The sequence below is a fragment of the Pusillimonas sp. SM2304 genome (assembly GCF_031628915.1).
Lineage (GTDB): Bacteria > Pseudomonadota > Gammaproteobacteria > Burkholderiales > Burkholderiaceae_B > Pusillimonas_C.
The window spans coordinates 314,553-340,840 of record NZ_JAVLUJ010000001.1; the positions used below are offsets into that span (position 1 = coordinate 314,553).

The window sequence follows — 26,288 nt, forward strand, 5'->3', positions numbered from 1 at the left end:
TTACGCTCCTATGCTTTTTCGACCTTGACCAGGAAGGACTTGAACTCCGGCGTTTGAGAATTGCCGTCGCCCACCGATGGGGTCAAGGTGTTGGCCAGGAAGCCCGGCTTGGCCAGCCCGACAAAACCCCAGTGAATGGGGATGCCGACCTGGTGCACGGTTTTGCCTTCCACCGTCAGCGCCTTGATGCGCTTGGTGACCACGGCCACTGCCTTGATGTAGCCGCGGTTGGACGAGACCTTGACGCGCGCGCCGTGCGCGATGCCCAGCTCGCTGGCCAGCGCGTCGCCGATTTCAACGAACTGCTCGGGTTGCAGAATGGCATTGAGCTCGACATGCTTGGTCCAGTAATGGAAGTGCTCGGTAAGCCGGTACGTGGTGCCCACGTGGGGGAAGTCGGCCACCGTGCCCATGGCCGCCAGGTCTTGCTCGAAGACACGGGCCGCGGGGTTGCTGACCGCCCGCTTGTTGTCGGGGTACAGCGGGTTGTAGCCCACCGGCGTTTCGAACGGCTCGTAATGCACCGGGAAAGGCCCTTCGGCCATCCCCTTGCGGGCAAAGAACCTGGCTACGCCCTCGGGGTTCATGATGAAAGGCCCCATGCCGCCCGCCGGATTCTCATCCAGCTTGTAGTCGGGCACATCGGCCCCCACCCATGACGTACCGTTCCAGTGAACAAGGCTACGGCGCGGGTTGAAAGGCTGGCCCGCTACATCACAGGACGCACGGTTGTACATGATGCGGCGGTTGGCAGGCCAGGCCCACGCCCAGTTCAGCGTTTGGCCGATGCCGGTTGGATCGCTGTTGTCGCGGCGGGCCATTTGGTTGCCGGCCGCTGTCCAGCTTCCGGTGTACAGCCAGCATCCGCTGAGGGTTGAACCGTCGTCGCGCAGTTCGCCGAAGCCGGACAACTGCTCGCCCGCCTTGCGCAGCATTTTTGCGGGGTCGGCCGGGTCCGGCAGATTGGCAATGGCCCGGCCGTTGATTTCCTTGGCCAGATCCTGGGCGCTGGGGTTGTCGGGCGTCGCGTAAGGCCAGGCCAGGTTGACGATGGGATCGGGGAACTTGCCGCCTTCTTTCTGGTACAGCCCCAGCATGCGCTGGTAGATCAGCGCCATGATTTCGATGTCGCTCTTGCCCTCGCCCGGCGGCTCGGCCCCTTTCCAGTGCCACTGCAGCCAGCGTCCCGAGTTGACCAGCGCACCCTCTTCCTCGGCAAAACAGGTGGTGGGCAGGCGGAAGACTTCTGTCTGGATCTGCGCCGAATCCACATCGTTGTGTTCGCCGACATTGCGCCAGAACTCTGAGGTCTCAGTGACCAGCGGGTCCATGATGATCAGAAACTTGAGCTTGGAAAATGCCTGGAGCAGCTTGCTTTTGTAGGGCGCGGCCGCCAGCGGGTTGAACCCCTGGCAGATATAGCCCGTCATCTTGCCCTGATGCATGAGCTCGTATACCTGCAGCATGTCGTAGGGCTTGTCCATCTTGGGCAGGTAATCGTAGGCCCAATCATTATCGGGCCCAGCGGCATCGCCCCACCACGCTTTCATCAGGCTGACGTGGAACTTGCCGTAATTGCGCCAATAGCTAAGCTGGTTCGGCCGCAGGGGCAACTGCGTGCGGCGGCTGATGTAGTCGCCGTAGGACTGCTCGTTGTCCGCGGGCAGGGTCAGGTAGCCGGGCAACAGGTTGGACATCAGCCCCAGGTCCGTCAGGCCCTGGATGTTTGAATGGCCGCGCAGCGCGTTCATGCCGCCGCCCGGTATGCCGATATTACCCAGCAGCAACTGCACCATGGCGCCCGTGCGAATGATTTGCGAACCGATGGAGTGCTGCGTCCAGCCCAGCGCATACAGTATCGTTCCAGCACGATCTTTGCCCGCCGTCGAGGCGAGCAGCTCACAGACCTTCAGGAACTTGTCTTCGGGCGTGCCGCAAACCCGCGCAACCATGTCGGGCGTATAGCGCTCGTAGTGCTTCTTGAGCAGTTGATACACCGAGCGAGGATGCTGCAGGCTGGGATCGACCTTGGCATAGCCGTCGTCGCCCAGCTCGTAGTCCCAACTGGACTGGTCGTACTTGCGGGTGTCTTCGTTATAGCCGGAATATAAACCGTCTTCGAAGTTGAAGTCCTCGCGGACGATAAAGGGAAGGTCGGTGTAGTTGCGTACGTATTCATGCTGGATTTTGTCGTTCTCGAGCAGATAGCGTATGACCCCGCCCAGGAAGACGATGTCGGTGCCCGTTCGGATGGGCGCATAGAAATCCGCCACCGAGGCCGAGCGCGTGAAGCGCGGGTCGACAACGACCAGCTTGGCCTTGTTGTGCGCCTTGGCTTCAGTCACCCATTTGAAACCACAGGGGTGCGCCTCGGCCGCATTGCCGCCCATGATCAGTACTACGTCCGCGTTCTTGATGTCGACCCAATGGTTCGTCATCGCTCCTCGGCCAAACGTCGGGGCAAGACCTGCCACCGTCGGGCCGTGTCAGACACGTGCCTGGTTATCGAACGCCAGAGCGCCGAAACTGCGGAATACCTTGTGCGTAATGTAGGCCACTTCATTGGAGCTGGCCGATGCCGCCAGCATGCCGGTGGTCAGCCAACGGTTGACCGTTTTGCCGTCGTCGGTTCGTTCGATGAAGTTGGCGTCGCGGTCGTCTTTCAGACGCCGCGCTATGCGGTCCAGCGCGTCGTCCCACGAGATGCGTTCCCATTGGTCGGAACCGGGAGCGCGGTATTCGGGGTACTTGAGCCGGTTGGGGCTGTTGATGAAGTCGGTCAGGCCAGCCCCTTTGGGACAGAGCGTGCCCCGATTCACGGGATGGTCAGGGTCGCCTTCGATGTGCATGATGCGCGGATGGGCGTTTTTTGCGTTATCGCCCAGGCTATACATTAGTACGCCGCATGCCACAGAACAGTAAGGACAGGTATTGCGCGTTTCCGTCATGCGCGCCAGCTTGTACTGGCGCACCCCGGCCAGGGCCGGAGTGGGCGCCGCGCCCAACAGCGTCAGGCTGGAGCTTGCCAACGTTGTACCCGTCACCTTGAAGAATTGCCGCCGGCTCATGTTGACCATGGCGTCCTCCAGATGGTTGAAACCAATGTATCTAATGAGAGACGGCCCGCGGCCCCCTCTTGAACCGAGTATAAGGCCGCCGGCGGCAAAAAGCCATGATCCGGGCCTGCATAGCCGGGCCCGCCATGTTGGGCCGGTTTTACGCCAGCGTTATTTCAAGGCTCCGAATGCGGTTTGCAAGTCGTCGGGCACACAACTTGCCGATCAAGTACGCCCCCTGCCGCCGCGGCAGGACATTCCATCAAGAGGGACACTATGAAAAAACATGCTTCTTTATATCGCAACCTCGGCATTCTGACGCTGGCTGCCGCATTGACTGCCTGCGCCGCTCAGGACGGCCGCCGCAGCACGGGTCAATACACTGACGATACCGTGACCGAAGCGCGCGTCAAGGCAGCGCTGGTCGAAGCGCCTGACGTATCGGCCGCCGATGTCAAGGTAGAGGTCTACCAGGGCGTGGCACAGTTGAGCGGCTTCGTGGACTCGAAGGAAAAAGCCAACCAGGCCGTTGAAGCCGCCCGCCAAGTGCCTGGCGTGATTGAGGTCAGAAACGACATTCGGATTCACGGCACGCCGAAGTAGGCGCGCATACAGGCTTCCCACCCATAGCCTGTGGCAACGTCCACCATGCTGGCGGACACGTCGGCCGCCAGCATGCTCATTGATTCGCTACACGTAGCAGGGCCCTTCGATCAGCGGGTGCCCGGCGACGAATGCTTCGTCGATGCTCAGCCCTATGCCTATCCCTTCGAGCGCGCTGACGCAGCCATCGCCATCGAGCACATAAGGCGGCGTGTCCGTCATGTCGTCCCGGAAGGGGTTGTAGGCAGTCAGGTCTGCTTCGAAGTAGCCGGGATTGTCGATGCCACACAGGAAGCTGATGGAGGTCGCCATGTTGACCGCAGTGGCCGAAGTGTGGGGATTGATGCTGAGCCGGTGGGCGCTGGCAATCGCCGCTATTTTCAAGGACTCGGTAACGCCGCCCGTCTTGGACAGGTCGGGCTGCACGAATCCGACCGATTCGGACGCAATCAGGGGCTCGAACTCGTAGCGCGTGTAGTGATTTTCGCCGGCGGCCAGGGGCGTGCGCCCGAGCTTCGCCGCACGGCGATATAGCCCCAGGTCGTGCGCGGGGAAGGGTTCCTCGAGCCAGCCCACGCCCAATTCATCATAGGCCGGCAAGACCCGGCGCGTGTCGTCCAGGGTGTAATTGGTGTTGGCATCGACCAGGATGTCTATGTCCGCGCCCAGCGCCGCGCGCACCGCCGAGACACGCGCAATGTCGCGCGCCACGGTGTCGCCGACACGCAGCTTCACCGCGCGGTAGCCTTGCTCGACATAGCTTTTTGCTTCTTCCGCAAGCGACTCGGGCGCTTGCCAGCCCAGCGAAATACCGCCCGCATAGGCTTTGATGGGGCGGTTCTTGCCCCCCAGCAGCCGATAAAGCGGCAGGCCCGCAACCTGGCAGCGGATGTCCCACAGGGCAAGGTCGAGCCCGCTGAGCGCCAGGGCCGCGGCGGCGCCCATGCCATGGCTGCCGATCTGCATCTTGTAGACGCGGGCCCACACACCGGAAACGTCCAGGGCGTCCATGCCGGTCACCAACTCGCGCAAGGTCGTGTCCACAAGGCGGGCAATCGCGCCGGGGCAGCGGCCGTGATGCGCCTCGCCCCAGCCGGTCAGGCCGTCATCCGTCTGGACGCGCACCAGAACCGCATCGCGCTTGACGCTGCGGCCTATGCCCAGCGTGACCGATTTATCGGCCGGTACGGGAAATGAAATAGGGAAAGCCTGAATCTGAGTGATTTTCATAGTCGTGCCAAGTGTGCCGGTTATTCGAAGACTTCTGGATTGACAAGATTGACGAAGCGCTGGCCCTGCAGCAATCGGAGCACCTCGTCGGCGGCGCCGCGGCTCATCCGCGCCATGCTCGATTGCGTGATGCCGGCCACGTGCGGCGTCAACAGCAGCCGGTCCAGCCCCGCTGGATATAAGCCGGGCGGAATGGGCTGTACGTCGTGGACATCGAGCGCGGCCCCGCCCAGCCTGCCTTCCTGCAGCGCCGCGACCAGCGCCGAGGTGTTCACCACTGGACCGCGCGACACATTGATCAGCAAGGCATTGCGCTTCATCATCGCCAGCGTCTGCGCATCGGCCAGGTTGCGCGTCTCGTCGGTCAGGGGGCACGCCAGGACGACGATGTCCGCCTGGGAAAAAAGCGTCTGCTTGTCGGCGAAGGCGACCCCTTGGGGCAGGCTTTCGGGCCGCCGCGCCAAGCCGATGACATTCATGCCCAGGGCCATGGCCGCCTTGGCCAGCGCGCCTCCGATGGTGCCGACCCCGACAATGCCCAGCGTTTGCCCGCTAAGCTCCACCATGCCGTCGGCACGCGGCCGGGCCGGCGCCCAATCGCCCACCGGGTCCTGCAGCGCCAGCGATTGCATATTGCGCTGCAGATAAAACATCGCATTCAGGCAATACTCGACCACCGACGCGGTATTGGACCCCGGCACGTTCGCAACGGGGATGCGGTGCGCGGTGGCCTGCGGCATGGGAATCATGTCCAGCCCCACCCCATGGCGAACCACGCCTTTCAGGCGGGTCTGGTGCTCGAAAATATCGTCGGGCAGCTTTGCCCGCACCACCAGCACATCGGCATCGGCGATCAGGGCGCGCAAGGTGTCCGCATCGGTGCTGGGCGCGACAATGACTTGCGCGCTGGCGGCCAGGCGGGCCTGCTCGGCCTCTTGCATGGGATTGGTCAACAACACTTTGGGTAGTACGGCACTCATTCGGTCAAATCTCCATAACGGCATTGCTCAGTTCGCCGAGCGCTTCGATACGCAGGGTGGCGCGCTGACCGTGCCTCAGCCAGGCCGCGGGCAGGTGGTTGGCCGCCACGCCGGCAGGGGTTCCAGTGGCAATGATATCGCCTGCATCCAGGGGCATGCGCGCCGAGGCGTACGCAATGAGCTCGTCGATGCGAAACAGCATCTGCGCCGTGCTCGATGACTGCAGCAAGACATTGTCCACATCCAGCTCGATCTGAAGATGATGCGGGTCGGCGATATCGTCCGCCGAAACAATCCATGGGCCCAGCGGGCCGGTGGTGGGCTGATTCTTGCCCCGGACAAACCCGCCGTCCTCGCGCACCAGATTGGTATAGCTGACGTCGTTGAAGATGGCATAGCCGCACACATGGGCCACGGCCTGGTCCGCGCTGACGCGCAAGGCCGGCGTACCGATGACGGCGGCCAGCTCCGCCTCGTAAGTCACCTCATGGCCGCGCGCCAGGACGATGGGCTCGTCGTGCCCGATCACCGTCGACCGCGACTTGACGAAGATGACGGGCTCTTCCGGCGGCGGTCGGCCCGTCACGGCCAGCCCGTCCCGATAATTGAACGCCGCGCCGACAATCTTCCCCGGCCGCGGCAAGGGTGCCAGCAGCCGCACCGCCGCCAAGGGAAGCAGGCAGGCCGGCGCCGGCGTGATTGTTTTCAGGGACAGGGACAGCGCCACCAGGCCAGATTCGATCCACGCCATCAGGGAAGGCTCCAAGGGCTGCAAAGGTTCAGGCCGGGCGGGATGCGCGCCGTCGATCAACTGGGCGGGCCGCCCGTCATCGCTGTGCGGGAGCAGCACGCCGGCCCTGGCCCGCCCTTCATGCTCAAAGGTGATGAATCGCATGGGCTTAGACCGAATACTTGGCCAGCACGCCGCGATCGATCTCGATGCCCAGCCCCGCCCCCGTGGGGATGGTCACCACGCCCTTGTGCTGCAAGATGGGTTCTGTCGCCAGGTCATCCCGGAACGGATTCTCGCATTGCTCGAACTCGAACAGCGGCGGCATCGGACGGAAGCTGGGCGGCTGGTCGGGCAGCGCCGCGATGAAATGCAGGGTGGCGGCCACGCCAATCACCGAGCCCCAGGCATGCGGCACACACTCCACGCCGTGCGCGGTGGCCAATGCGGCAATCTTGCGGCATTCGCTGAAACCGCCTGCGGCGCAGATATCGGGCTGGACAATGTCCATGGCCTTGCGGGTGACGATGTCGCGGAACCCCCAGCGGGTGTACTCGTTTTCGCCCCCCGCGACCGCCATGTCCAGCGCGCGCGTCACTTCCACATAGCCATCCAGGTCTTCCGGCGAAATGGGCTCTTCGAACCATTCCACATCGAGCTTTTCGAGTTCTCGCCCCAGGCGTATGGCGGCCGGCACCGTGAAGCAGTGATTGGCGTCGACCATCAGGCGGATATCGTCGCCGATGGCGCGGCGCACGGCCTCGACCCGGGCGATATCCAGCTTGGGCGAGCCCAGGCCTATTTTCATCTTGATGGCGGTGAAGCCGTCTTCAACGTAGCCCTGGGCCTCTTCGACGGCCTCTTCGATAAGCCTGTCCATATCGATGAAGTACAAACCGGTGGCATAGGCCTGCACCTTGTCGCGGAAAGCGCCGCCAATGAGTTTATGCACCGGCTTGCCGCAAGATTTGCCAATGATGTCCCACAGGGCGATGTCTATCCCGCTGATCGCGGCGATGGCCATGCCGCTAGAGCCATAATCCTTGATGCGGTTGTACAGGTCCTCCCAGATGACTTCGGCATCGAAGGCGTCACGGCCGATGATCCGCGGCGCGAACTGCGTATCGATGAAGCTGCGTGAAACATGCGCCGGGCCGTAGCACTCGCCCCACCCCACCGTGCCGTCCTGCGTTTCAATTTCCACGATGCACGAGCCGCGGGTCTTGTACAGCCATCCTCTTGAGGAAGTGAATGGCCTTGCGATGGGCGCGCTGACGACGTGGCACGTTACTTTCTTGATGATGCTCATTATTGCTTTCCTTAGTCCTTCTTGAATACCTGGGCGGCGACGCTGTTCAGCGTATTTTGCACGTCATTGATCTCCTTGGTCAGGTCCTCGCCATTCAGCGGGCTGATGACGACGCCGTTCTGATCGGCAAAAGACTTGAATTCCTGGCTTTCGATGGCTTTCGAGAACAGCGTGATCAACTTTGCGCGGGCCTCTTCCGGAATGCCGGCGGGCGCCACGACATAGGCCATCTGTACCAGGGGGCCGAAGGGAAACACGTCGTACCCCAATTCCTTGAACGTGGGGATATCCGGCATGACCTCCAGGCGTTCGTTGGCGAATACCCCCAGCGGACGCACCTTGCCGGCGTCGATCTGGCCCTTGCTTTCCGACGGCTTGAGCACGGCCGCCTGTATCTGGTTGCCCGCCAGGTCGATGATGACCTTCGCGCCGCCGGTATAGGGCACATTGATATAGCTTGTGTCTGCAGCGCGCGCGGTCATTTCCGCAAAGATGTGATTCAGGTTGTTGGTGCCGGGCGTGCCGATGGAAACCCCCGGATTCTTCTTCATGTACTCAAGAAAGCCCTTCAAATCGCTGGCGGGGCTGTTCTCGGGCACCAGCAAGATCAGGGGGTCCACCGAGACGCGCGCAATGGGGGTGAACTGATCGTTCTGGAGCGGCGTGAGCTTTTGCGCAATCTGGGCCAACGTGGAACTGGTTCCCATGCCGACGGTATAGCCGTCCGGCGCGGAGCGCGCCACCCGGGTCATGCCGATGGACCCCGTGGCGCCCGGCACGTTTTCCACGATCAGATTCACATCCGACTGCTTTTGCATGATGTTCTGCAATTGGCGCGCCGCAATGTCGTTGGAACCGCCCGCATTCCAGGGAATGACGAACTGTATGTCGCGCGCGGGGAAATCATCGGCGGAATGCGCGGCAAGGGGGATAAGGGCAGCGATGGCCACTGCGGCGATACGGAAGTATTTCATGTCGTCTCCTGGAAAATGTGGGGCGGGCTCTGTGCAGTGCCGAGCCTCTGGAGTGGATTCTAGCCTCTTTTGTTATAACAAACAACAAATAACAAACATTGATATGAAACAGGGTGTCCGGTAACATAGTGCATCGTATAAAGAGCGCTACACCATGTTGACCCCTTTGGTTCCATTAGCAAAAAACAATCTGTCGGATCTGGCCTATGCCGCGCTCAAGCAGGCGCTGCTGTCGGGCAAGTTCCAGCCGGGAGAGCGCATCGTCCTGCGCGAGGTGGCGGGCAACCTGGGAATCAGCCTGACACCGGTGCGCGACGCCATCAACCATTTGATTGCCGAGCGGGTGCTTGACCGGGGTCCCGGCGGGCAGAAAGGCGGCGCCTCGGTGCCGCGGCTGGACGCCGAACAGTTCCGGCAACTGACGCTGCTGCGAGCCGATCTGGAATCGCGACTGGCCAGCGCGGCAACCGCCAACATCTCTGGCGCCGAGGTGCGCGAACTGGAGACCATCGTGCAGAAGATGCGCGAGTCCATTGACAACGACAACAAAAGCACCTACCTGGACTTGCATCGGCGCTTTCATTTTTCCCTGTATGCGCACGCGCAGATGGATATCGTCAAGGACATCACCGAAATCCTGTGGCTGCGCTGCGGCCCCGCCCTCAATGCCGTCCTGGGCGAATATGTACCGAGCCTGAAGCAGCGGGACTTTCACAACGAGGCCGTCATCCAGCTGAAAAAAGGGAATGCGGCCAAGGTGGCCGAAAGCATCCGCATGGACATCACCGAAGCCGGCGCCTATATTTACGATCAGTTGGCGCAGGTTCCGAAGTTTCAAGCGCAAGCCAGGGCTTGAAGCGCCCCGCCCCCGCAAGCAAAGGACCCAACCCGGCATGAGCGACGACAGCCAAGCCCCGCAAGCCATCGTGATCGGCGCCGGCATTGTCGGCCTGTACACCGCCTATTACCTGCGGCAAGCAGGCTGGCGGGTTCAAGTCATTGATCATGGCGAACCGGGCATGGGCTGCTCGGCCGGCAATGCCGGCGCGCTCAGCACGGCATCGGTTGCGCCCCTTGGGCTGCCCGGCGTTGTGCGGCAAGCCCCCAGGATGTTGCTGGACCCCGACGGCCCCTTGTCGGTTCCCCCGCATTACTGGCTTGCCGCCGCGCCCTGGCTGCTGCGCTTTGTCCGCGCATCGTCGCCCGAACAGGTGGCCGCCATTTCGCACGCCCTGAAGCAACTGCTGGCGCCGGCCATCCAGCATCACCAACAGGCCATGCAGGATCTGGGCGAAAGCGCCCTGATACAAACGACCGGCCAGCTGCATGTTTATCCCGATGAAAAGGCGGCGGAAAAAGATAGCGGCGGCTGGGCCCTGCGGCGCCAGCACGGCATGCACATAGAAAAGCTGAATCAGGAACAGATACGCGATCTGGAGCCCCAGGTCGGGCCGCACTATCGCCTGGGCTATTTCATGCCCGATCAGGGCATGGTGGTGAATCCGCTGCGACAGGCCCAAGTGCTGGCCGCCGGGCTGGCCGCGCGCGGCGTCGATTTTGTGCGCGACCGCGTCACAGCCCTGCAGGCCGAAGGCCGGCGCGTGACGGGCGTCGCCTGCACACAGGGGACGCACAAGGCGGACCATATCGTCGTGTGCGCCGGAGCATGGTCTGCCGGTTTGCTGAAAGGGCTAGGCTACCGCATTCCCCTGGAAACGCAGCGCGGGTATCACCTGACGCTGGCCCACAGCGGCATCGAATTGCGCAGGCCGGTCGTAGCCGCCGACCGCAAGATTTTCGCGACGCCGATGGAGCCCGGCTTGCGCCTTGCGGGCACGGTAGAGTTCGGGGGCCTTGAACGCGGCCCCACAGCGCGGCGCGTGGCGCTTTTACAGAAGTATGGCAAGCTTATATTTCCCGATCTGAATCCGGCGGCAAAAGCCACATCGTGGATGGGCCATCGTCCCTGCCTGCCCGACTCTTTGCCCATCCTGGGGCCCGCGCAGTCATTCGGCGGCCTGTGGTTCAACTTCGGGCACGGGCATTTGGGCTTGACCCTGTCTGCCGTAAGCGGCGAACTGCTGGCCAGGGCAATGCAGGGGCTGCCCCCTGCCATCGGCCTGGCCCCGTATGCGCCAGAACGCTTTGGGGCACAGGCGCAAGCCTTGGGCCGGCCGCAAAGTCACTGAATGCGGTAGCGTTCGATCATCTGCGGATCCGGGTCGGCGCCCAGGCCCGGCGCCTCGGGGATCTTGAGCACGCCGTCCTTGCCCACCCGCCCCACGTCGCCAAACAAGGTGTTTTCCAGGTCGACGCCAAACACCTCGATTTCACCGATATGCGGATAGGCGCCCGCCAGCTGCAGCGTTGCCAGCAGCCCCGGGCCAAAATAAGGGGAGTGCGGCGCGAGTGTCCGGCCATGATCGGCCGCGGCTTCCGCCACGTCTCGCAGCTCGCTGATTCCGCCGACCTTGGTGACGCTTGGCTGAAAATAGTCGACAGCGCCCGCCTCGATCAGGGGCATGAAGGAAGGCGCGTTGGCCAGGTTCTCGCCTAGCGCCACAGGAATGCTGCTGGCCCGCCGCAAGCGCATCAGGCCCGCCAGGTCTTCAGGGGGCCATACGGGTTCTTCAAGCCATTTCAATTTATAGGGCGCAAGCCTTTCGGCCATGCGAATCGCATCGTCGGCCCGCCATTCGCAGTTCACATCCAGGGTCAGGCTGGTCTCGTCGCCTATCGCCTCGCGCGCGGCGGCAACGGCCTCAACGCTGATCTCGTGCAGCTTCAGGCTTTTATAGCCCTGCTGCAGGGCGCGTTTGCAGGCACGCGACACAACCTCGGGGTCGGTCAGCCGCATAAAGCTCTTGTAAGCCGGCACGGACGTCCGGGTCGACTTGGAAAGCAGGGCGGCCACGGATTTACCCGCGCGCTTGCCCGCAATATCCCACAAGGCGATGTCCAGGCCGCTCAAGGCATACTGCACGGGACCGCTGCGGCCAAAAATGTGCAAAGGCTTTTTCAGCTTGTGCATGAGCGCCGCAATATCCGCCGTGTCCTGACCCAGGGCCAGCGGTTTCACGATGGTTTCCATTGCCGCGATCGTGGCGGGAATGGCGTTATAGCCAAATGCTTCGCCCCACCCCGTCAGGCCGTCTTCTGTGGCGACCTTGATCAGCAGATAGGACATCTTCGGCCATACCGTGCCGCCAAAACCGGTCAGCGCACCGTCGTGCTTATAGGGAATGGCCACGGCAATCGTTTCAATGGAGGCGATGTTCATGCGTACTCTCTTCAGACTCAGACGATAGGCGTTCAAGGACGGCGATCAAGCCGCCGCGGCTTGCGCGCCACCCAGGTAGATGCGGCGGATCAGTTCCCCTTGCTTGACCTCTTCGGCCGTGCCTTCGCCGCCCAGGGTGCCCGCTTCAACCAGATAGCAGTAGTCCGCGAACTTCAATGCCTCCTTGACCAGTTGTTCCACCAGCAATATCGCGACGCCCTTGCTGGTCAGTTCCTTGGCAACGGTCAGGATGCGATGGACCACGAGGGGCGCCAGGCCGCCCGAGGGCTCGTCCAGTATCAGCAGCCTGGGTTCACCCACAATGCCTTGCGCAACGGCCAGAATCTGCTGCTGCCCGCCGCTCAAGCGGGACGCCAGTTGATGCCGCCGCTCGCCGATTTCGGGAAACAGCTCATAGATATCCGCCAGCTTGCTCTTGTCGCCGTGCGGATTCTTGGCATAGGTTCCCAAGAGCAGGTTGTCTTCGACGCTCAGGCCTGTAAACACCCTATGCCCTTCCAGCACGTTGACCAGCCCGGCGCGCGCTGTAGTCCGGGTGTCTGCGCCGGTGATATCCACGCCGGCAAACCGGACACGGCCCGTTTTCTTGGGTATCAAGCCCGAAATCGCATGCAGCATGGAGCTTTTGCCCGCGCCATTCCTGCCCAGCAGCACGACGAATTCGCCTTCGTGCACCTTCAGGTCAACGCCGTGTACGACCTCGGCCTTGTCGTAGGCAACGCGAAGGTCGGATACCTCGAGAAGCGCGTCGCCCTGCTTTCGGTTAACTGAATTCATGTCAGGCTCCCAGATAGACTCGAATCACTTCCGGATCGTTGCGCACTTCGTCCGGCGTGCCGCAGGCGATGCGTTTACCCAGGTTCAAGGTGGTCACCTTATCGGAAATGCGGAACACGAAATCCGTATGGTGCTCCACAATCAACACACCCAGGCCGGCGTCGCGCATGGCCACAACGATATCGGCAAGCTGCTCGATTTCATGCTCGGTCAGCCCCCCTGCCGGTTCATCCAGCAAGATGAACTGCGGCCGCATGCACAGGCTGCGGGCGATTTCAAGGAAGCGCTGTTCGGCGTGGTCCAGCCTGCCGGCCAGTTCGTGCTTGATCCGGCCCAGGCCGACGCCATGCAGGATTTCCTCGGCGCGATGCCTAAGCATGCGTTCTTCAGCGCGCGTGCCGCCGGCGGACAGCGCTGTGGTGATGAAGCCGGCCTTGATATCGCGCCAACCGCCGAGCATGGCGTTGTCCAGCGCGCTCAGGCTGTCCAGAAGCCTGGGCTTCTGGAAAGTACGTGCAATCCCCAGGCCGGCCCGCGCCTGGACCGTGGCGTCGTTCAAGGCCTGGCTGCCCAGCCGGATGGTCCCGGCATCGATGTCGTAGTAGCCCGACAGCAAGTTCAGCAAGGTTGTCTTGCCACTGCCATTGGGACCGATCAGGCCATGTATCTGGCCAGCCTGCAGCTCGAGCGATACCTCGTTGACGGCCAGAACCCCGCCGAACCGTTTGCTGACTGAATCGATCTGAATACCTTGCATATCAGCGCTCCGATTGTTTAAGCGGTGTCAGTGGCCCGTTGCCCGCATGATCGGGCGATGGATTCCCCTGACCGTCCTTGTGCAGGGAAATCGCTGCGCGCAACCGTCCCAGGTCAGGGCTGACGACATGTTTTTCACGCTTCTGGGGGCGGTATTTTTCCTTGATCAGGGTGAACGCGCTGCCCACGCCCTCGGGGATCAGCAACACCACCGCCAGCAACAGGACGCCATAGAAAAACTGCCCCCAATGCGCCAGCGTACCCGCCAGCTCGGGCAGCGCCGCCAGGACGACCGTGCCGATGAAGGGCCCCCACATCGAGCCGCGGCCCCCGATCACGATGCATACGAAGAAGAACATGCTAAGTTCGAACACAAAGGTTTCGGGCGTGATATAGCTTTGCAGCGAGGCAAACAGGGCCCCGGCCACCCCCGCCGCAACGCCGCTGAAGGTAAAGATACTCAGCTTGGCGCGAAAGATGGGTACGCCGACGGCGGACGCCGCGACATGGCTGTCGCGCACGGCGATCAAGGCCCGGCCCCACATGAAGCGCACCAGGTTCCAGGACAGGAAAGTGACCACCGCGGCGAAGGCCAGCACCAGCCAGTACAAGCCTTCCGGGCTATCGAACGGAGCAGGGAACGAGGCAACGCTCAAGCCTGCGCCGCCGCCTGTCAGTTCGTCCTGGGCCAGCGAGAACTCCATGGTCATCATCGAGAAGGCGATCGTCGCCATCGCAAAATAGAAGCCGGGCAGCCGCAGCGATGGCAAGCCCAGCAGCAAACCGCATAGGCCTCCCAGCGCGCCCGCGCACGCGGTGGCGAGCCATGGGCTGAGCTCATAATCGCCCGACAGGATGGCATAGGAATAGGCGCCGATGGACAACAAGGCAACATGCCCGATGGAAAGGATGCCTGTGTAGCCCACCGTCAGGTTCAGGGCGCAGATGAGCACCCAGTACGTGCCAATCAGCGTTGCGATATGCAGCTGATAAGGATTGCCGACCCAGAAGGGAAGACTGGCCAGCAGCAGCGCCAGCAAGACGATCTTCGGGCTCAAACTGGACAGCCTGTTCATACATGCCTCACTTGCTTGTTTCCGAACAAGCCTTCCGGCTTTATCAGCAGGAACAACATCAGCAGGCCGACGGCAATGGTCTGTTGATATTCCCCCCCAAAGAAATACGTGGCGAATGTGGACAGCAGGCCCAGGACCAGCCCGCCTACGATGGCGCCCATATTGCTGCCCAGCCCGCCCGCGGCCAGGGCGATGAAGCCGAATAGCGTCAGCGTCAGTCCGAGCGCGAAATAAGCGAAGGTCAGTTGCCCCGCGGCAAAACCGACCAGGCCGCCCAGAAAGCCCGCAATGCCATAGGAGAATGCCCGAATGCGGTCAGTCGCTATGCCCCGCGCCTTGGCGGCGAAAGGGTCTTCGGCCACGGCCAGGAAAACCTTTCCAAAAAGCGTATGCCGGTAGAACCAGTCCAGCCCCAGCGCTACGATCACGACCGTACCGATGACCAGCCAGTATTTCTGGTCCCAAATGCCCGCCGTGAAATCCTGCGGGATCAATCTTGGAAATGCGCGCGGCTCGGTTCCCCACCATAAGCCCACGGACTGCTGCACTATCGTGGCCAATGCCAATGTGCTGAGCAGCCACAAATGCTCTTCGGAGCGGGCCAGTATGCGGCGGATGGCGATACGTTCGGTCGCCAGCCCGAACAGGATGGAAATGACCACTGCGCCGATCAGGCCGACCGGCTTTGGCAGCCCCAGGTCGCCGATCAGAAAGGCGCCCGCCACGCTGCTCACCATGAAGGTGTGCCCCGTTGTAATGCTCAGCACCTTGGACGTCGAGTACATCACGTTGTAGGCCAGCGCCGCGGCCGAATACAAGGCGCCTATTGCCAGGCCGGTAATCAGGACACTCAGCATGCAATCCTCCCGTGGATATCAAAATTGCCGGCTTTGCCGCCCAAGCTACCCCCCGTGGCGGCGGCTTGGGCAGGGCGGCAAACCTAGGGTGTGGCGAGCTTGAAGCTGCCGTCGTTGAACGTGTTGGCCAGGTTCAACACCATGGCAGAGTCAGGAAAGCCGTTATGGTCCGTGGGAGACCAGGTGTAGTTTGCGTACACCCCTGGCAGATCGGAGGTGGACTCCAGCACTTTCTTGATGTCTTCCGGGTCGGTACTGCCGTTGGTCTTGCGCACTGCGTGCTCGATGATCTTGACCGTGTCATACCCCAGGGCGACCCACCAAAAGGTGAAGTCGATCTTGCCGCCCAGCTTGGGACGAATCTCGTCCATGAGCTTGACGGTCGCTTCAGGAAGCTTGCCCTGCTCGTTATACGTGGTGCTCAGGTAGCCCGCGGCAAACGTGTTGTCCCAGTATTCCGGTTTGTTCAGCAGGTCGCGGATGGGCAGGCCCATCAAGGCCGGGTGCCCAACCACCGGGACATCCCATTGCTTATTGCCGCGCGCATTCAGAATCCGGGCCAGCAAGCCGGTCGACGCCGTCCACGGCATGATCACGTCGGCGCCCGCGTCGCGGGCTTTCTGGATCTCGTCGGTCACGTCGGTCTTGTTCGGGTCGATCAAGACCGAATACACCGGCTTGATGCCGGCTTCGTCAAGCAGTGCCGCCGCGCGCTTTGCGGACGAGGCCCCGTAGCCCGTGGTGTCGCCGATGACGGCCACCTTGCTATGTTTCAGCGTATCGATGGCGTAGCGATTGGCGTTGCTGATCCATTGTTCGTTGGTATTGATGACGCGGAATGCGTAGGGATACTTCTTGGCATCGGTCAGTTCGTCGACGGTACCGATGATCAGGTTGGGCACCTTCGCGCGGGTCAGTATCGGGACCGTGGCCAGGGACTCGCCCGAGTTCACCGGCCCGATGACAAAAGCCACTTTTTCGCTGAAGGCCAGCTCTTTGGCAAAGTTGACGGCCTTGGTCGGGTCCCCCACCGTGTCGCGGGTGATCAGTTCCAGTTTCCGCCCATCTATGCCGCCCGCCGCGTTGATCTGTTCCACCGCAAACTGAACCCCCATGTTCTCGGCGATGGCGGCGGAAGACAAAGGCCCCGTCAGCGAGGAAAGCCAGCCAATCCGGATGGGTCCGTCTTCTTTCGCCTGGGCGGTGACCGAGGCGCAGACCAGCGTCAGCGCGGCAGCCCCTTTTGCAGCAAACTTCACTGCGCGGAAAATATGTCTCATCATGCTCTCCTTTGAGTTGATTGGTCTGTTTCTGCTTACTGTGCGTCTTGATGCTGCAAGTCGGCGCTGGAAATCCTGAATTGTTCGATGTTGTCCCAGTCGAACGTGAAGCCCACGCCGGGACGGTCCGGCACGCTGACCATGCCGTCGGCTTCGATGGCCATCTTCTGCTTGAACAGGGGGGCATACCACGGCATATGCTCGCACCAGGTGGCGTTGCCGGCGGCGGCCACGATGTGCAGGCTGTGTTCGGTAAAAATATGCGGTGAAACCGCCAGGTCGCACGCGCCCAGGTAGCGGACCGCATTCATCATTTCCGTATAGCCGCCCATGCGTTGCAAGTCGGGCATGAAGACGGTCGCCGCTTCGTGGCGTGCCATGCGGCGGATACCCTGGCTGGTGTATTCGGTTTCCCCGCTGGCCACCGCCATATCCAGCTTGCGAACCAGCATGGCGCCGGCGTCATCATCCCAGGTCGGCACGGGTTCTTCGAACCATTCCAGCCCGAACGGCTCCAGCGCCTTGCCCAGGCGCAGGGCCTTCGTGCCATTCAAGCCCTGATTGGCATCGGCCATCAGGGTGATGTCGGGGCCGATGGTGGCGCGCACCGCCTCTACCCGGGCAACGTCCTGCCGCCAGTCGGGCGAGCCGAGCCGCATTTTCATTGCCTTGAAACCTTGCTGGATGAAGCCTTGGGCTTCGGCGCACAGTTCGCTTTGGGACGAAGAGAGCCATAGCCCGGCGCTGGCATACACAGGCACACGATCGCGGAACGCGCCAAACAGCTGATACAGGGGACGTTCAGCCAGCTTGCCGATCAAGTCCCAGCAGGCGATGTCGATGGCGTTATAGGCCAGAACAGAAATGCCGCCCTGCCCATAAAAATTGCAGCCCCGCATGAAGTCGGCCCAGAAGCGCCGAACGTTGTGCGGGTCCTGGCCCACCACAATGGGCGACAGCGTTTGCGTAAATTGCGAAATCGCGGCAAGGCGGCGTGCGTCGAAGCAGAAGCTGTAGCCTTCGCCCACCAAGCCGGTGTTGGTCTCGAGCGTGACCAGCAGGCAACACACCGACGAGATTTCATGTATTGATGTTTTCAGCGTCCGCTCGAGCGGCAACGATACGAGCGCAGTTCGTACCGCAACAATACGTATGTCCGCAGACATGAAGCGTCTCCTTAGATGGGCAACCGTGCCAGGTGCTGTGTCATGCTTATTGAGACCAACTATGTACGCTGCTAAAAACTGCGTCCAATATTATTTTTCATCAGTTTGATATTGTTTGAATATCAAATACAGCAAGGGATGGGGGGGCAAGCAGAATCTGCTTGTTTGCCGGCCGCTGACTCAGCGCCGGCCCTGGGCGCCCGTCGCGGACTAGGTATCTTGGGCCCGATTACCCAGAATGCGCTCGACCAGCGCCGCGATGCGTAGCAAAGCGGGGTCTTCCTTGACGAAACCTGCGAGCTGGATCGCAATAGGCAAGCCATGTTCGCCCCTTGCAACCGGCAGGGAAATAGAAGGGTTATGCAATAGCGACCAAGCGCGTATGAAGACGGAACTTCCGGTAGTCGACGCGTCAGGGGCCTCGCCCAGGGTAGCGGGCATCACGATGGCATCGACCTTACCCGCGACAGCATAGAACTGCCTGCGGCAGACATCGGCGGCGTCCAGGGCAGCGGCGTAATCCTGAGCGGAATAGGTGCTGCCAAGCTCAAGATAGGCGATCAACTCGGGATCGCATAACTGCGCGTGATGTTTCTTGATGTCGGCGTACTCGCGGGCCAGATCGTACGCCATGATGATGTCTTGTATATCGCCGATGGACTCGAACTCCTGGGGCATCGCCAATTCAGTCAGCGACACGCCGGCATTCGACAGCGTTCGCAGGTTCTCTTCAAAAATCTCTTGGGATCGGGCCTCTGCCATCGGCCAATCCCGCGGGCGCCACACGCCGAGCTTTGCCTGCATCGCATCACCGCCACTGCCTGGCCTGGAAAAGCGCGGGTCGCCCACAAACCCGTGCATGAAAAGCTGGGCATCCTCGACAGATCGGCATAGCGGCCCCACCACATCGAGCGGACGGGAATAAGTACGGATGCCGACATAGGGAATCAAGTCCAAAGTAGGCTTGAACCCTACCACGCCGCAGAATGAAGCGGGACGCAGGATTGAACCCGCAGTCTGGGTGCCGATAGACAATGGGACCATGAAATCGGCGACCGCCGCCGCGGACCCGGCCGATGAAGCGGCAGGTGTGCGTGTGATGTCGTGCGGATTACGGCAGGGGCCGGGCAGCATGATCGCATGGCGAGAAACGGTATTCTTCCCCAGCAGGGTAAAGCCCAAGGATCGGGCGCGCGCCACGACCGGCGCGTCGTTGACGGGCTGGCGCGCAGGAAATATTTCCGGGTCGCCAAGCTCGGTGGGCATATCAAAGGTGTCTATGGTGTCCTTGATGCCGAGCGGCACGCCATCGAACAGGCTCCTGCGACCTGCCTTGTCTACTTTCCGGGCATGCGCCAACGCACTCTCGGCAGCGACATGGACCCACGCCTTCACATCGCCATTTCGTTGCGCAATACGCTCCAGGCAGGCCTGCGTCCAGGCCTCGCAGCTTATTTTCCCCGCCTCTAAAGCCTGTATGCCCTGGGCGACCGTCAGGGCGGCAAGCGAAGAAGGAGACGGCCGCGTCGTCCTCTGCCTGGCCGTCACGCCGGAATGCGAAACTTCTGCCTGAGTCATGCGCTTGCTCCATCTGAATGTGTGGCACCGCAGGTACCAATGTAAAGGTCTGCCATTTCTTTATTTGCCAGCAGGTTTTCGCCCGTGTCCGCCAGCACGATCCGGCCCGAATCCAGGATATAGCCCCGGTCGCTGAACATCAGGGCATGCCGGGCGCGTTGTTCTACCATCAATACCGCCACGCCGATGGACGGCAGGCGCTCAACTTCGGCAAATACCTGGTTGGTCAGCGCAGGCGACAAGGCGGCAGAGGGTTCGTCAAGCAGCATGAGCCTGGGGGAAGGCATCAGCGCCCGCGCAAAGGCGAGCTGTTGACGCTCACCGCCCGACAGATTGCATGCATACGTGCGGCGCCGTCCAGCCAGGGCGGGAAACAGCTCATACATTTGCTCGATGCGGGCATTCAGCCTGGCAACCTGTTCGACCACCTGCAGGTTCTCATGGACCGTAAGCGTGCTGAACACGTTATGCACCTGCGGGACATAGGAGATACCGATGCCAATCCGATCCTCGACGGGAAGGCCGATCAGATCGGTTCCATTGAATTGCATGGCGCCTTGAACTCTAGGCAACAGACCCATGACGGCTTTTATAAGCGTTGATTTACCGGCGCCATTTGTTCCCGCAATGGTGACGATCTCGTTGGCTTTAACGCACATATCGATATCACTGACGATATCGACCTCGCCGTAGCCGCCGGATAAGCCGGAAACCGTAAGCAGGACCTCATCATGGCTTGGCTGGGCGATATTTTCACGCGTGTGCTTGCTATCGCGGTCTGTCATACCACGCCTCCCATATAGGCTTCGCGAACCCGCTCTTCGGACAGCACGGATTCGGGCGTGCCTTCCGCGATCACCCTTCCTTGATCCATGACATACATGCGGGGAACAATGCGGGCAAGCTCTTCAAGATTGTGTTCGATGATCAGGACGGTCATGCCCTGCTGGTTAAGGTTCTTTATCCGCTCGGCCAGCTCTTCGATCAGCACCGGATTAACGCCCGCAAAAGGCTCGTCGAGCAGAATGCAACTCGGCTCAAGCATCAGCAGGCGTCCCAGTTCCAGCAACTTTTTCTGCCCGCCCGACAGCTTGCCGGCCGGCTCTTTCGAGACACGCTGCAAGTTAAGAAAGTCAAGAAGCTCGTTGGCGCGCTCGGCCACGAGCTTCTCTTCGCGGGCGACCTTTCGGGGCGTGAGCAGCAAGGACAGCAGACGCTCGCCGTGCAAGTCGGGCGCAGCGGCCATCATGTTGTCGAACACCGAGAGCTGGGAGAACTCCCGGGGAACCTGAAAGGTACGTGCAAGGCCTCGGCGTACGCGAATATGCACGGGCAGTTCGTCGATCCGTTCGTTGGCGAACGTGATGGAGCCATTGCGCTTTGGAATATATCCGGTAATCACAGAGAACAACGTGCTTTTCCCTGCCCCGTTGGTTCCTATCAACCCCAGGAGCTCGCCTTTATGCAGGTCCAGGCTGACGTCGTCAAGGGCAAGGAAGCCGCCAAAACTCGCACTGACGTTCTTTACGCTGAGAAGCGCCATTATGCTTTCTCCTTGCTTGTCTTGGGGCCAAATATGCCTTGCGGTCTGTACAGAACGATAAGGATGAGGGCCATGCCAATGATCCAGATACGGGCACTGGCCATCTGCACCTCGGAGATGCCGCCGAACACGTCCTTGACGAAGCGGGAGCCCTCGAGGAAGCCCACCAGAATGATGGTGCCGAGCGCCACGCCGGCCAGACGATGGACGCCGCCGATGAAGATGGCGATCCAAATATAAAAAGTGATGAGCGGCACGAATTGCTCGGGACTCAGGAATGTCAGGTAGTGCGCCTGGAAGGCGCCTGCCAGGCCGGCCAGCCCTGCGCCCAGCATCAGCGAACGCGTCTTGAACTGGGCTGGGTTCTTGCCCAGCGCCCGTACCGCTACCTCGTTGTCCCGTATGGCTTCAATCACTCTGCCGAACGGGCTGCGCACCACGCGATGCACGACCCAGAACATCAGGATGTTGGCGCCCAGCAAAGAGACCATGATCCAGAAATCGATGTGATTGGAAGGGACCCATCCGGCAAAAAGCCGGGGAATGCCGGGCAAGCCGTGCATGCCTCGCGTCAGCCACTCTTCCGTCTGCAGCATCATGCGCACGGACTCGGAGAAGCCCAGCGTGACGATGGCCAGATAGTCGCTGCCCAGCCGTAATGCGATGATCCCAAGCGGATACGCGGCCAGGGCGGTCACGATGGCGGCCATCGCCATTGAAAGCAGAACAGGCACGCCCTGAAGGGATAGCAGGGCCGATGCGTAAGAGCCAATGGCAAAGAACCCCACATGCCCAAAATTCACCAGGCCCGTGAACCCGAAGTGCAGCGAAAGGCCTAAGGCCATCATCATATAAATGAGTATGCCGATCGATATGGCAATCAGATAAGCTTCCATAGTCTTTACCTTGCTGCAAGCGGCCGACCGAACAGGCCTTGGGGACGGAATAACAGAACGAGCAATAGCACCAGGAATGCCATGACAATCTTGTACGAGGGGCCGATATAAAGACTTGCGACCTCCTGGGATATGCTAAAGAGCAGTGTGCCTATCACGGCGCCCAGCGGGTTGCCGATACCGCCCAGAATGACAGCCGCGAACATGGGCATCAGCAGCTCGAAGCCCAGCTCTGGCATCACCACCGCCTTGATGCCCAGCAAAACGCCTCCGAGTCCGCAGAAAACACCGCACAGTATCCACAGGTAAAGCATGACCCGATGCGATCGGATTCCGCTGACCGCGGCTAAGTCGGTGTTATCGGCAACCGCCCTCATGCGGCGTCCAAGAGGCGTTCCGTACAAGACGTAGAACACCAATGCCAGCGCGCCCGCAGCGATCAGCACGATATAGACGTCTGTCGGGAGAATGCGGATGCCGTTGAAATTCCATGCCCTGACCAAAGGAACATCCAGGCTATGCTGGTCTTGCCCCGCAAAGAAGGTGATGGTGTTCCGGACAACGAAGGCAACACCGATTGAGGCAATAAGCCGCGATATGTTCGATCGCGCAGCCAAGGCCCGGAACACCCATAAGTAGAAGAATACCGATACCAGGGCGGTGACCAGGCAGGCAGCGATCACCCCCATGACAAGAGAACTGGTCATGAAGGTCTGGACTGCAACCGCACTGTAAGCTCCCAGCGTCATGTAGTCGCCCGCGGCAACATTGGGGAATCTCGCTATGCCGAAAATCATCGTTATAGCCAGGACAGGCAGCGCCATCAACGTGCCGAGCACAAAGCCGTTGATGGCGGCGTTTATCAATGCGATTACTTCCATACTTGACTCCATCGCTACCGCTTACGCCATCCCGGGAATGGTCTCTTTAAGGACGAGCTTTCCGTCCTCGATGTCGGAAACGCCGAAGTCGGGTACGGTTTCGCCATACTTGCCGAAATTGAGGCTGGAGGACGCGCCTTCGTAATTGATGTCCTTGCCTGACCTGAGCGCTTCCAGGCCTTGGGAAAAAGAAGAAACTTTGACGCCGCTGTCGTCGGTGACGGGGCGGATCTGGGCATTGATGTCCAGGGTCGATGCTTTTGCGCCGGCCGCTTCAATGGCCAGCCCAAGGGTAATGACCATGTCATAGCTCTGCGCGGAGAACACGTCGGGGTCCCGTTTCATCTTGGCTTTGAATCGCTCGGCGTAGCTTTTGTAGGCAGGGTGATCATGCGCAGCAACGTTGGAAACGGAAATGACGCCTTCCGTTGCTTCTTTACCCAATGCCTTGACGAGGTCTTCGTTTGCGGTCCAGCCAGGCATGATGAATTTACAGTCTTGTCCGGTTTGAAACCATTCTTTCATGATGATGGTCGCATCCGGACGATAAGAGCCAAGCGCGATGATATCGGGCTTGGTGGCCAGGACTCGATTCAGCTCTGTCCTATAGGTGGCTTGGTTGGGCTCATAAATAATCAGCTCGCTCACCTTGCCCCCGTCTTCTTCCCAGGTCTGCTTGAAGTAATTGGCCAGCCCGACGAATGTGGAGTTATTGAATGCCATCACGGCCGGGCGCTTGTAGCCCCGCTGCCGGGCAATTTGAGCAAAAGCCCTTCCGAACACGGCGTTCGATGCCTGGAACATCCACGCCAGCCCCGCCTTGTTCTCCGTTTGCATCTCTGGCGCGCCGCAGGTGTTCATCATGATCAAGTTGGCGTTGTTGGTGATGGGCATGACAGCTAAACCGACCGATGAAGGCCACACTCCGACCACAGCCTGGACCCGGTTGATTTCGATCAGCTTCTTGACCGCCAGCACGGCCGCATCGGGTTTGGTCTGATCGTCTTCCGCATAGAGCTCGAACAGCCTTCCCGCAGCGCCTCCGGCCGAGTTGATCTCATCGACCGCGATACGGATCGATTCCAGCATGGCGGAACCATAAGGGCCGCCGACGCCCGTAATGGAATTGAGCGCGCCCAATCTGAAAGCAGCGGCTTGCTGGGCGCTCGCCGCCCATGGAAAGAATGTGGACGCCGCCACCGCTACGCTGGATGAAACAAACCGTCTACGACTGTTATTGATATTGTTGCTCATGCTGCCTCCTTTCGTTGCGTAAAGCACAGATAGTTGAATTTGACTTATTGAACTACTTTCAACGCACGTAACTCGGTAATACGATCGTCGGACAGCCCGAAACGACGCAAAATGGCATCGGTATGCTGTCCCAGCGTGGGCGCAGGCTCACGTATAGCGCCCGGGGTCAGGGAAAAATGCGAAGGTATGCCAATGGTTTTCATTTTCCCCAGTTTGGGATGCACGAGCTCCTGGATCATGCCGCGCGCCGCATAATGGGGGTCGTTCACCGCCTGGCCAAAGTCGTTGATCGGCCCACAGGGCACCTGTGCGGCTTCGCATCGGGCAATCCATTCATCCGCATCCGCTTCGGCAAATTCCTTTTCAAGCAAGGGTTCCAGAATATGTATGTTGGCCAAGCGATCGGAGTTGGTCAGGAACCTGGGATCGGCAATCAGGCCGGGGCGCCCCAAGACATTGGCGCACAGCTTTTCCCAGGTGCGCTGGTTTGCCGCGCCAATGATGATGTAGCCATTTCTGGTGCTGAATGCCTGGTACGGGGCAGAAACCCGATGCCGGCTGCCTGTCGCACAAGGCACGGTACCTTCGGCAAAATAAGCCGCGGCCTCCCATATAAACCAGGGAAGCCCGCATTCCGCCAGCGAAATATCGATATGCTGCCCTTCCCCCGTCGCTTTCTGATGCATGCACGCGGCAAGAATCGAATAGACGGCGGTCAAGCCGGCGCCGATGTCATAGATGGCAATACCTGACTTGAGCGGACGGCCGCCGGGCTCGCCGGTCATGCTCATGATGCCGGTCATGCCCTGCGCGACCAAGTCGAACCCGCCCTTCTCGGCATAGGGGCCTGTCTGGCCGTAGCCCGAAATCGAGCAGTACACAAGCCGGGGGTTCAGCTTGCTTAACGTGTCGTAGTCGACACCCAGGGAGCGCGTCACGCCCACACGATAGTTCTCGACGACGACATCCGCCCAGCTTGCCAGTTGGTAAAGAATCTCGCGTGCTTCAGGCTTCTTCAAGTTAAGCGACACACCGAGCTTGTTCCGGTTGATTTGCGCGAAACAGCTGGACTCCCCGTTCACGTAGGGCCCCATTTCCCTTGCATCGTCTCCGGTGTCCGGCTTCTCGACCTTGATCACCTCGGCGCCCAGGTCAGCCAACACCATCGTGCAGTAAGGCCCCGCCATGATCTGCGACAGATCCAGGACCTTGAGGCCAGCCAGCGGCGGTGTTCTTTTGCTTGATGTCATGTTTAAGTTTCCTTGACTTAGCGTCCTACAAAAACCGGCTTCTCTTTGCGAAGGAAAGCGGCCTGGCCAAGCTGATAATCCTGTGTATCAAAGCAGGCATACGGCTCATGCTGCTCCTGTCGCGTCAAGGGCTCTTCGCTTTGCAAGCGCCGGACAAATTTCTTGTGCCAGCGGTTGACAAGCGGTGCGGCAGCGGCAATGCGTTTTGCCGTGTCGTAGGCGTGAGTCGCCACCTCATCGTCATCCGCAATACGCGTTATCAAGCCTTTCTGCAACGCAAGCTGCGCATCGAAGATCGCCCCTTCAAGGAGTATTTCCAGCGTTGCGGCTGAGCCGATCAACGCAACAAGATCGGCCAGCTCACGGTAGTCGAGTGTCAAGCCCAGACGATTTGCCGGTATGCCGAAACGTGCGCTTCTGGCCGCTATGCGGATGTCGCATAGCGCAGCAATCTCAAGCCCTCCCCCTACGCACGGCCCCTCGATGCATGCCACTGTGGGGTGACGCGAGAATTTCAGCTTGTCGGTCAAATCGAGGGTCAGCTGCGCATATTCCATGGCCTGCTCGCCATCACTCCGATCATCTTCGAATCGGCCAATGTCACTGCCTGCACAGAAAGCGCCACCGGCGCCCCGGACAACGATACAGCGCACTGAATCGTCGGCATCAAGGCCGCTGAACGCGTCACCAAACTGCCGATACATGTCCAATGTGAAAGCGTTACGCTTTTCAGGCCTGTCGAGCAGCACCGTCACAATGCCGGCACTATCGCGATCAACACGTATCGTCAT

General features: G+C 60.7%; 24 protein-coding genes. 3 read left to right on the forward strand and 21 right to left on the reverse strand.

Annotated elements, in window-relative coordinates:
• Positions 1-8: 8 nt before the first annotated feature.
• Positions 9-3,077 (reverse strand): formate dehydrogenase-N subunit alpha, encoded by a 3,069-nt coding sequence (fdnG, locus tag RE432_RS01445; RefSeq protein WP_310931439.1) that lies wholly within the window; start codon positions 3,075-3,077, stop codon positions 9-11.
• 255 nt (positions 3,078-3,332) lie between these two features.
• Between fdnG and RE432_RS01450 the strand changes: the two genes are divergently transcribed.
• Positions 3,333-3,659 carry a BON domain-containing protein gene (locus RE432_RS01450; RefSeq protein ID WP_310931440.1) on the forward strand — a complete coding sequence of 109 codons (327 nt, stop codon included), beginning with the start codon at positions 3,333-3,335 and terminating at the stop codon, positions 3,657-3,659.
• An 87-nt stretch (positions 3,660-3,746) separates the two neighbouring features.
• Here RE432_RS01450 and RE432_RS01455 read toward each other — a convergent pair whose 3' ends face one another.
• Genes RE432_RS01455 through RE432_RS01475 form a run of 5 tightly spaced genes read right to left on the reverse strand, consistent with a single transcriptional unit; the run spans position 3,747 to position 8,882 of the window.
• Positions 3,747-4,889: a mandelate racemase/muconate lactonizing enzyme family protein gene (locus RE432_RS01455; RefSeq protein ID WP_310931441.1), complete on the reverse strand. Its 1,143-nt coding sequence runs from the start codon at positions 4,887-4,889 to the stop codon at positions 3,747-3,749.
• Between the two features lie 20 nt (positions 4,890-4,909).
• Positions 4,910-5,869 carry an NAD(P)-dependent oxidoreductase gene (locus tag RE432_RS01460; protein ID WP_310931442.1) on the reverse strand — a complete coding sequence of 320 codons (960 nt, stop codon included), beginning with the start codon at positions 5,867-5,869 and terminating at the stop codon, positions 4,910-4,912.
• A gap of 4 nt (positions 5,870-5,873) precedes the next feature.
• Complete coding sequence (locus RE432_RS01465; RefSeq protein ID WP_310931443.1) at positions 5,874-6,764, reverse strand: fumarylacetoacetate hydrolase family protein; 891 nt, start codon at positions 6,762-6,764, stop codon at positions 5,874-5,876.
• 4 nt (positions 6,765-6,768) lie between these two features.
• On the reverse strand, positions 6,769-7,908 hold the full coding sequence (locus RE432_RS01470) for a mandelate racemase/muconate lactonizing enzyme family protein (protein ID WP_310931444.1): 1,140 nt from the start codon (positions 7,906-7,908) through the stop codon (positions 6,769-6,771).
• Between the two features lie 11 nt (positions 7,909-7,919).
• The gene (locus tag RE432_RS01475; protein WP_310931445.1) at positions 7,920-8,882 is read right to left on the reverse strand and encodes a tripartite tricarboxylate transporter substrate binding protein; all 963 of its coding nucleotides are present in this window, start codon (positions 8,880-8,882) and stop codon (positions 7,920-7,922) included.
• A 154-nt stretch (positions 8,883-9,036) separates the two neighbouring features.
• Here RE432_RS01475 and RE432_RS01480 point away from each other — a divergent pair, with 154 nt between their 5' ends.
• Together RE432_RS01480 and RE432_RS01485 are read left to right on the forward strand one after the other, a co-directional pair.
• Positions 9,037-9,738: a GntR family transcriptional regulator gene (locus RE432_RS01480; RefSeq protein WP_310931446.1), complete on the forward strand. Its 702-nt coding sequence runs from the start codon at positions 9,037-9,039 to the stop codon at positions 9,736-9,738.
• Positions 9,739-9,775: 37 nt separating this feature from the next.
• Positions 9,776-11,071 (forward strand): FAD-dependent oxidoreductase, encoded by a 1,296-nt coding sequence (locus RE432_RS01485; protein WP_310931447.1) that lies wholly within the window; start codon positions 9,776-9,778, stop codon positions 11,069-11,071.
• Here RE432_RS01485 and RE432_RS01490 read toward each other — a convergent pair.
• From RE432_RS01490 to RE432_RS01560, 15 genes are all read right to left on the reverse strand, one after another.
• Positions 11,065-12,162, reverse strand: a complete 1,098-nt coding sequence (locus RE432_RS01490) for a mandelate racemase/muconate lactonizing enzyme family protein (RefSeq protein WP_310931448.1) — start codon at positions 12,160-12,162, stop codon at positions 11,065-11,067. The two genes, RE432_RS01485 and RE432_RS01490, sit on opposite strands and share 7 nt — an antisense overlap.
• Positions 12,163-12,207: 45 nt before the next feature.
• The gene (locus RE432_RS01495; RefSeq protein ID WP_310931449.1) at positions 12,208-12,960 is read right to left on the reverse strand and encodes an ABC transporter ATP-binding protein; all 753 of its coding nucleotides are present in this window, start codon (positions 12,958-12,960) and stop codon (positions 12,208-12,210) included.
• 1 nt (position 12,961) lies between these two features.
• Positions 12,962-13,717: an ABC transporter ATP-binding protein gene (locus tag RE432_RS01500; protein WP_310931450.1), complete on the reverse strand. Its 756-nt coding sequence runs from the start codon at positions 13,715-13,717 to the stop codon at positions 12,962-12,964.
• Between the two features lies 1 nt (position 13,718).
• Positions 13,719-14,774 (reverse strand): branched-chain amino acid ABC transporter permease, encoded by a 1,056-nt coding sequence (locus tag RE432_RS01505; RefSeq protein ID WP_310931451.1) that lies wholly within the window; start codon positions 14,772-14,774, stop codon positions 13,719-13,721.
• A gap of 14 nt (positions 14,775-14,788) precedes the next feature.
• Complete coding sequence (locus RE432_RS01510) at positions 14,789-15,649, reverse strand: branched-chain amino acid ABC transporter permease (protein ID WP_310931452.1); 861 nt, start codon at positions 15,647-15,649, stop codon at positions 14,789-14,791.
• Between the two features lie 83 nt (positions 15,650-15,732).
• Positions 15,733-16,932, reverse strand: a complete 1,200-nt coding sequence (locus tag RE432_RS01515; RefSeq protein WP_310931453.1) for an ABC transporter substrate-binding protein — start codon at positions 16,930-16,932, stop codon at positions 15,733-15,735.
• A gap of 32 nt (positions 16,933-16,964) precedes the next feature.
• The gene (locus tag RE432_RS01520; RefSeq protein ID WP_310931454.1) at positions 16,965-18,095 is read right to left on the reverse strand and encodes a mandelate racemase/muconate lactonizing enzyme family protein; all 1,131 of its coding nucleotides are present in this window, start codon (positions 18,093-18,095) and stop codon (positions 16,965-16,967) included.
• A gap of 210 nt (positions 18,096-18,305) precedes the next feature.
• Positions 18,306-19,673, reverse strand: coding sequence for an amidase (locus tag RE432_RS01525; RefSeq protein ID WP_310931455.1), 1,368 nt, complete (start codon positions 19,671-19,673; stop codon positions 18,306-18,308).
• On the reverse strand, positions 19,670-20,332 hold the full coding sequence (locus RE432_RS01530; protein ID WP_409079832.1) for an ABC transporter ATP-binding protein: 663 nt from the start codon (positions 20,330-20,332) through the stop codon (positions 19,670-19,672). The genes RE432_RS01525 and RE432_RS01530 overlap by 4 nt, the downstream gene beginning before the upstream one ends.
• Positions 20,333-20,454: 122 nt before the next feature.
• On the reverse strand, positions 20,455-21,216 hold the full coding sequence (locus tag RE432_RS01535) for an ABC transporter ATP-binding protein (RefSeq protein WP_310931457.1): 762 nt from the start codon (positions 21,214-21,216) through the stop codon (positions 20,455-20,457).
• Positions 21,216-22,112, reverse strand: a complete 897-nt coding sequence (locus tag RE432_RS01540) for a branched-chain amino acid ABC transporter permease (RefSeq protein WP_310931458.1) — start codon at positions 22,110-22,112, stop codon at positions 21,216-21,218. The genes RE432_RS01535 and RE432_RS01540 overlap by 1 nt, the downstream gene beginning before the upstream one ends.
• A 5-nt stretch (positions 22,113-22,117) precedes the next feature.
• Positions 22,118-22,993, reverse strand: a complete 876-nt coding sequence (locus tag RE432_RS01545; protein WP_310931459.1) for a branched-chain amino acid ABC transporter permease — start codon at positions 22,991-22,993, stop codon at positions 22,118-22,120.
• A gap of 21 nt (positions 22,994-23,014) precedes the next feature.
• On the reverse strand, positions 23,015-24,247 hold the full coding sequence (locus RE432_RS01550) for an ABC transporter substrate-binding protein (protein WP_310931460.1): 1,233 nt from the start codon (positions 24,245-24,247) through the stop codon (positions 23,015-23,017).
• A 44-nt stretch (positions 24,248-24,291) separates the two neighbouring features.
• Positions 24,292-25,497, reverse strand: a complete 1,206-nt coding sequence (locus tag RE432_RS01555) for a CoA transferase (RefSeq protein ID WP_310931461.1) — start codon at positions 25,495-25,497, stop codon at positions 24,292-24,294.
• A 17-nt stretch (positions 25,498-25,514) separates the two neighbouring features.
• Entirely contained in the window at positions 25,515-26,288 is a 774-nt protein-coding gene (locus RE432_RS01560) for an enoyl-CoA hydratase-related protein (protein WP_310931462.1), read from the reverse strand.

Excerpts from the sequence above, each read along its gene's own strand:
- RE432_RS01450 (WP_310931440.1), top strand. The coding sequence starts at position 3,333 with ATGAAAAAACATGCTTCTTTATATCGCAACCTCGGCATTCTGACGCTG.
- RE432_RS01455 (WP_310931441.1), bottom strand. The coding sequence starts at position 4,889 with ATGAAAATCACTCAGATTCAGGCTTTCCCTATTTCATTTCCCGTACCG.
- RE432_RS01460 (WP_310931442.1), bottom strand. The coding sequence starts at position 5,869 with ATGAGTGCCGTACTACCCAAAGTGTTGTTGACCAATCCCATGCAAGAG.
- RE432_RS01465 (WP_310931443.1), bottom strand. The coding sequence starts at position 6,764 with ATGCGATTCATCACCTTTGAGCATGAAGGGCGGGCCAGGGCCGGCGTG.
- RE432_RS01470 (WP_310931444.1), bottom strand. The coding sequence starts at position 7,908 with ATGAGCATCATCAAGAAAGTAACGTGCCACGTCGTCAGCGCGCCCATC.
- RE432_RS01475 (WP_310931445.1), bottom strand. The coding sequence starts at position 8,882 with ATGAAATACTTCCGTATCGCCGCAGTGGCCATCGCTGCCCTTATCCCC.
- RE432_RS01480 (WP_310931446.1), top strand. The coding sequence starts at position 9,037 with ATGTTGACCCCTTTGGTTCCATTAGCAAAAAACAATCTGTCGGATCTG.
- RE432_RS01485 (WP_310931447.1), top strand. The coding sequence starts at position 9,776 with ATGAGCGACGACAGCCAAGCCCCGCAAGCCATCGTGATCGGCGCCGGC.
- RE432_RS01490 (WP_310931448.1), bottom strand. The coding sequence starts at position 12,162 with ATGAACATCGCCTCCATTGAAACGATTGCCGTGGCCATTCCCTATAAG.
- RE432_RS01495 (WP_310931449.1), bottom strand. The coding sequence starts at position 12,960 with ATGAATTCAGTTAACCGAAAGCAGGGCGACGCGCTTCTCGAGGTATCC.
- RE432_RS01500 (WP_310931450.1), bottom strand. The coding sequence starts at position 13,717 with ATGCAAGGTATTCAGATCGATTCAGTCAGCAAACGGTTCGGCGGGGTT.
- RE432_RS01510 (WP_310931452.1), bottom strand. The coding sequence starts at position 15,649 with ATGCTGAGTGTCCTGATTACCGGCCTGGCAATAGGCGCCTTGTATTCG.
- RE432_RS01515 (WP_310931453.1), bottom strand. The coding sequence starts at position 16,932 with ATGATGAGACATATTTTCCGCGCAGTGAAGTTTGCTGCAAAAGGGGCT.
- RE432_RS01520 (WP_310931454.1), bottom strand. The coding sequence starts at position 18,095 with ATGTCTGCGGACATACGTATTGTTGCGGTACGAACTGCGCTCGTATCG.
- RE432_RS01525 (WP_310931455.1), bottom strand. The coding sequence starts at position 19,673 with ATGACTCAGGCAGAAGTTTCGCATTCCGGCGTGACGGCCAGGCAGAGG.
- RE432_RS01530 (WP_409079832.1), bottom strand. The coding sequence starts at position 20,332 with ATGTGCGTTAAAGCCAACGAGATCGTCACCATTGCGGGAACAAATGGC.
- RE432_RS01535 (WP_310931457.1), bottom strand. The coding sequence starts at position 21,216 with ATGGCGCTTCTCAGCGTAAAGAACGTCAGTGCGAGTTTTGGCGGCTTC.
- RE432_RS01540 (WP_310931458.1), bottom strand. The coding sequence starts at position 22,112 with ATGGAAGCTTATCTGATTGCCATATCGATCGGCATACTCATTTATATG.
- RE432_RS01545 (WP_310931459.1), bottom strand. The coding sequence starts at position 22,993 with ATGGAAGTAATCGCATTGATAAACGCCGCCATCAACGGCTTTGTGCTC.
- RE432_RS01550 (WP_310931460.1), bottom strand. The coding sequence starts at position 24,247 with ATGAGCAACAATATCAATAACAGTCGTAGACGGTTTGTTTCATCCAGC.
- RE432_RS01555 (WP_310931461.1), bottom strand. The coding sequence starts at position 25,497 with ATGACATCAAGCAAAAGAACACCGCCGCTGGCTGGCCTCAAGGTCCTG.
- RE432_RS01560 (WP_310931462.1), bottom strand. The coding sequence starts at position 26,288 with ATGACGATACGTGTTGATCGCGATAGTGCCGGCATTGTGACGGTGCTG.